The 5698-nt window shown below is 73.9% G+C and carries 2 protein-coding genes; both read right to left on the bottom strand.

Annotation, left to right across the window (positions count from 1 at the left end; translation table 11 throughout):
• Positions 1-227, bottom strand: a 227-nt coding sequence (locus tag ACF1BE_RS34930) for a beta-ketoacyl synthase N-terminal-like domain-containing protein (RefSeq protein ID WP_392203014.1), incomplete at its 3' end; no start/stop codon positions are given.
• A 205-nt stretch (positions 228-432) separates the two neighbouring features.
• Entirely contained in the window at positions 433-5697 is a 5265-nt protein-coding gene (locus ACF1BE_RS34925; RefSeq protein WP_392203013.1) for an SDR family NAD(P)-dependent oxidoreductase, read from the bottom strand.
• Between the last annotated feature and the right edge of the window lies 1 nt (position 5698).

Raw genomic sequence — 5698 nt, 5'->3', positions numbered from 1 at the left:
CCCCGGTCGGCCGGGAAGCCGGAGATCACGTCACGCTGCTGGGCGACGACCTGCCACAGCCCCTCCGGCGAGTCCACCCCGCCGGGGAAGCGGCAACCCATGCCGACGATGGCTATCGGATCGTTGGTGCCGTCCTCCAGTTCGCGGACCCGCCGGCGGGACTCGTGGAGGTCGACGGTGAGGCGCTTGAGGTAGTCGACCAGCTTGTCGTAGTCCTTCGTGCTCATGATGGTGGTGCCCCCGTAGACGTCGTGACGCTGTGCGTTGTGTGCGTGGACCCTGCGACGCTGTTGTCGAGCCGTGCCCGGGCGGGCCGGGCGGAGCGAACCGAGTGAGCAGGGTGAGGGGCGGGCGGGACGCCACGGAGCGCGACGAGCCGCCCGGCTGCGATGCGATGCGATGCGATGCGGTGCTGTGTGGTGTGGAGTGCGGTCAGAGTTCGGAGTCGATGAACGCGAGGAGTTCGTCGACCGACGCTGACTGGACCCGTGTGGTCAGATCGTTGTGGTTGGTCCGGGACCGCTGGGCCGGTACACGGACCAGCAGCGCCTGAAGCCGTTTGATGATCTCGGCCCTGGTGTCGTCGTCGGAGCCGTCCGCGAGTTCGGCGAGTGCCGCTTCGAGCCGGTCGAGTTCGGCCAGGCCGGGCGTGGTCGAAGAGGCGGTCAGGCCACCGGTGGTTCCGGCTTCGGCCGGCGCCAGTTCGGCGTGCAGGTGGGCGACGACCGCCCTGGGTGTCGGGCAGTTGAAGAGGAAGGTGGCGGGCAGCCGGAGGCCGGCGCCGGTCTGAAGCCTGTTGCGCAGCTCCACCAGGGTGAGCGAGTCGCAGCCCAGGTCCTTGAAGGGCCGGTCGGCCGGAATACCGGCCGCTTCTGTCCGGCCGAGTACGGCGGCGGTCTGCACCCGGACGAGATCCAGCAGCATCTCGTCCTGCTCGGCTCGGCTCAGTGCGGCAAGCCGGTCGCGGAGCGTCGCGGACTTCGCCGCGGCGACGGTGACCGGCAGGTCGGCGGGGCGCGGCGCGGCCGGCGCCAGGTCCCGCAGCACGGGCGGGAGTTGAGCGCCCAGCGCACCGAGCGCGGCCCGGTCGATGCGGGCGGGCACGAGTGCGGCGCTGTCCATGCCGAGGGCTGCGTCGAACAGGGCCAGACCTTCCGCCGGGTCGATGGGGGCGAGGCCGCTCCTGGCGAGCCGCCCCCGGTCCGCCTGAGTCAGGGCGCCCGCCATTCCGGCAGCACCGGTCATCCCGGCAGCGCCGGCCCCTCCGCCGGCGCCCGCCCCGTCCGCCCACAGTCCCCAGGCCAGGGACAGCGCCGGGAGCCGACGGGCCCTGCGGTGCTGGGCGAGGGCGTCCAGACAAGCGTTGGCAGCCGCGTAGTTGCCCTGCCCCGCGCCGCCGGTGACGCCCATGACGGAGGAGAAGAGGACGAAGGCCGCGAGATCCCGGCCCGTGGTCAGTTCGTGCAGGTTCCACGCCGCGGTGGCCTTGGCCGCGAGGACGGTGTCGAGGCGTTCGGGGGTGAGCGCGGTGATCACGCCGTCGTCGAGCACCCCCGCTGCGTGTACGACGGCGGTGAGCGGTACGCCGGTCAGCAGGTGCGCGAGGGCTTCGCGGTCGGCGGTGTCACAGGCGGCGAGGGTGACCTCGGCACCCGACCCCGTCAGCTCCGCGACGAGTTCCGTCGCTCCGGGTGCGTCGGGGCCACGGCGGCTGACCAGCAGCAGACGCCGGGCCCCGTGCTCGGTGACCAGGTGCCGGGCGACGAGTCCGCCGAGGGCGCCGGTGGCGCCGGTGATCAGGACAGTGCCGGCCGGATCGAGGGCCACCGGCAGGGTGAGGACCACCTTGCCGACGTGCCGGGCCTGGCTGACGTGGCGGAACGCCTCCGGTGCCCGGCGTACGTCCCACTCGCTGACCGGCAGCGGAGACAGCGCCCCTGACGACAGCAACCGCAGTACCTCGGTGAGCAGTTCGGTGATCCGCTCGATCGGCGCCTGGAGCAGGTCGAAGGACTGGTAGTCGACCCCGGGATACTTGGCCGCGACCTCTCGTGGATCGCGCAGATCGGTCTTGCCCATCTCGACGAAACGGCCACCGCGGGGCAGCAGCCTCAGCGAGGCGTCCACGAACTCACCGGCGAGGGAGTCCAGTACGACGTCCATACCGCGGCCTTCGGTGGCCGCGGTGAACGCGGTCTCGAAATCCACGGTGCGCGACGACGCCAGATGTGCGTCGTCCAGGCCGAGGGCGCGCAGCGCGCCCCACTTGCCGGGGCTCGCCGTGCCGTAGACCTCCGCCCCCAGGTGCCGGGCCAGCTGGACGGCGGCCATGCCGACACCACCAGCCGCCGCGTGGATCAGAACGCGTTCGCCCGCGCTCAGAGCGGCGAGGTCGACCAGGCCGTGGTAGGCGGTGAGGAACACGATGGGCGCGGACGCCGCCTGGGCGTACGTCCAGGTCGCGGGCATGGCGGCGACCCGCCGGTGGTCGGCTACGGCCACCGGTCCGAACGCTCCGGAGAACAGGCCCATCACCCGGTCACCGACCTGGAAGCCGGTGACGCCCGGCCCCACCTCGGTGACCGTACCGGCCCCTTCGAGGCCGAGCAGGCCGGGATCGCCGGGATAGAGACCGAGCGCGTTCAGTACGTCGCGGAAGTTGACGCCCGCGGCGCGCACCGCGATGCGCAGCTCACCGTGGCCGAGCGGGGCCAGGGATTTCGGGCAGGGTTCGAGCGCCAGGTGGTCCAGCGTCCCGCGTTCGCGAACCGTCAGCCGCCAGGCCGCCGCCCCGGCCGGGGGGACGAGGGTGCCGTCGGCCGTCGCGGGGACGAGCCTGGGCACCAGCAACGCCCGGTCGCGGACGGCTAGTTGTGGCTCCGAGCCGATCAGCGGCAGCGCGGTGCGGCAGTCGGCCGGCCACTCCACGTCCAGGAGTCCGATGCGCCCGGGGTGTTCGGTCTGCGCTGACCGCGCCAGACCCCATACGGCCGCGTCGGCGGGGTCCGTCACGTCCGCGTCCGGTGCCGTGGCCACGGCACCCCGGGTGACCAGTACCAGCCGGGAATCCGCGAGCCGGTCGTCGGCCAGCCCCACCTGAAGCAGAGCGAGCGCGCGATGCGCCACGGGCCGGGTGCCGTCCACCGGCCCGTGCGCGAGGTCCACGGCGGAGGACCGGTCCCCGGCTGGTGCCAGATCCACGAGTGGTGCGAAGACCACCGAGGGGGCGGGCAGCCCCGCGTCGAGCGCCTCGCCCAGTGCCGCGAGGTCGGCATAGCGCGGGCCGATGTCCAGGTCGGCGGTGCCGAGTACGGCGGCGTCCGGCGGAGGCTGCCGGTCCGCGGCGGCCGGCTTCCACTCCAGGCGGTGGAGCGACCGTGGTACGACGGGGTCGTCACCGGCGGGGCGGAGGAGCAGTTCCTCGACCTCGGCGATCACCGCTCCCGCCTCGTCCAGCAGGGTCAGCGCCACCGCGTCCGGCCCACCCGCGGTGATCAGGACGCGAGCGGTGCGTGCGCCCGGCTGGTGGACGGACACACCGCGCCAGGAGAAGGGCAGCAGACGACGGCCGGCGCCGCGCAGCGCGGTCGTGACGACCGGGTGCAGGGCCGCGTCGAGCAGCGCCGGGTGCAGTCCGTACGAGGACGCGTCGGTCACGGACTGCGGCAGGGCGACCTCGGCGAGCAGGTCCGCACCGTGCCGCCACGCGCCGCGCAGGCCTCGGAAGACCGGGCCGTAGGTGTAGCCGGCGGCGGCCAGTTCGTCGTAACAACCGTCGAGGGACAGCGCTTCGGACGCGGCGGCGGGCCAGCCGGCGGTAGCCGTGGGGACCCCGGCGTGCGGGGCGAGGAGGCCGGTGGCGTGCAGGGTCCACGGCACGGTGGTGCCGTCCGGTGTCACGGCGCGGGCATGCACGGTCAGGGCGCGCTGCCCCTCGTCGTCGGGCGCGGCGACGACGAGTTGCACTTCCGTGCTGCCGTCCTCGGGGAGCACCAGCGGCGCCGTCAGGGTGAGTTCGGCGACCCTCGGGGCGCCGGTCTGCTCACCCGCCCGGGCGGCGAGTTCCAGGAAGGCGGTACCGGGCAGCAGGACCGAGCCGAGGACGGTGTGGTCGGCGAGCCAGGGGTGCGTGCGGTGACCGAGTCGAGCGGTCAGCACGGCCTGCCCGGACGCGGCGAGTTCCACGACGGGCCCGAGCAGCGGGTGGCCGGCCGGGCCGCGACCGCCGTTCGCGGTCAGCCAGTAGCGCTCCCGCTGGAAGGCGTACGTGGGCAGGTCCGGCTTCCGTCCCGGGCCGAACACGGCGTGCCAGTCAGGGCTTCGGCCACGGACGTGCAGGGCGCCGAGCGCGGCGGCCGACGTCACACGGTCGGAGCGGCCACGGCGCAGCACCGGCACGAACGCCGTCGCGTCGTCGTCCAGGCAGTCCTGGCCGAGTGCCGAAAGCACTCCGTCCGGGCCGAGTTCGAGGAAGGTCCGCACCCCGAGATCGCGCAGCGCGGCCAGCGCGTCGGCCAGTCGTACCTCCCGGCGCACCTGCTGGACCCAGTAGTCGGCGGTGATGTCGACGGGCCGCCCGGTGACGGTGGACACCATGGTGATGCGCGGCGCGGCGTACCTGACTCCCGCCGTGGCCGCGCCGAACGCGTCGAGCATCCCGTCCATGCGGTGCGAGTGGAAGGCGTGGCTCACGACGAGCCGGCGTGTCTTGCGGCCGTCGGCGGCGAACACGGCGGCGACCTGATCGACGGCCTCGACGTCACCGGAGATGACGACGGCGGCGGGGCCGTTGACGGCGGCGATGCTCACCTCGTGCTCGCGGCCTTCCAGCAGTGCGCGGACCTCGTCCGGTGACGCCTGGACGGCCATCATCGTGCCGCCGGCCGGCAGCGCCTGCATGAGCCGGCCGCGCGCCGCGACCAGGGCGCAGGCGTCGGGAAGGGTGAGGATGCCGGCGACGTGCGCGGCGGCGAACTCGCCGATGGAGTGTCCCAGTACGGCGTCCGGTGCCAGCCCCTGGTGCTCCAGCAGCCGGAACAGCGCCACCTGGAGGGCGAAGAGGGCACTCTGGGTGTTCTCGGTCCGGTCGAGCGCCTGGGCGTCGTGGAACATCACCTCGCGGATCGGCGGGGTGCCGGACCCGACCCCGCGGCAGGCGTCGAGTTCCCCGCACACCTCGTCCAGGGCGGCGGTGAAGACCGGCTCGGCCTCGTACAACTCGCGGCCCATGCCGACACGCTGGCTGCCCTGCCCGGTGAAGAGGTAGGCGAGCCCGTCGTCGGGGCGAGCCGTGCCGACGGTCAGGGCGGAGTGCGGTTCGCCACTGCCGAGCGCGACCAGCGCCGCCCGGGCCTCGGCGCGGGTGGCGGCGGTGACGGCCGCACGGTGGTCGAGGGTGCTGCGGGTGGTGGCCAGGGCGCGGCCGATGTCCCGCGCGGGCACACCCTCCAGGGAGTCCAAGGCGTCGAGAAGCACGGTGGCCTGGGCGCGCAGAGCCGGTGCTGTCCGGCCGGACAGCACCCACGGAGGAGCGGAGTCGTCCTGCCCGGCACCGGCACCGGCCTCGGGCACGGGCGTCTCGGTGGGTGCTTCTTCGAGGATGGCGTGCGCGTTGGTGCCGCTGATCCCGAACGACGACACGCCGGCCCGCCGGGTCCTTTCGTCGGCCGCGGGCCACGGGTGGGGCTTGGTGAGCAGC

The organism is Streptomyces sp. NPDC014991 (assembly GCF_043080665.1).
Classification (GTDB): domain Bacteria; phylum Actinomycetota; class Actinomycetes; order Streptomycetales; family Streptomycetaceae; genus Streptomyces.
The sequence above is the reverse complement of the archived record's forward strand: the minus strand, read 5'-3'. Positions and strand labels throughout refer to the sequence as shown.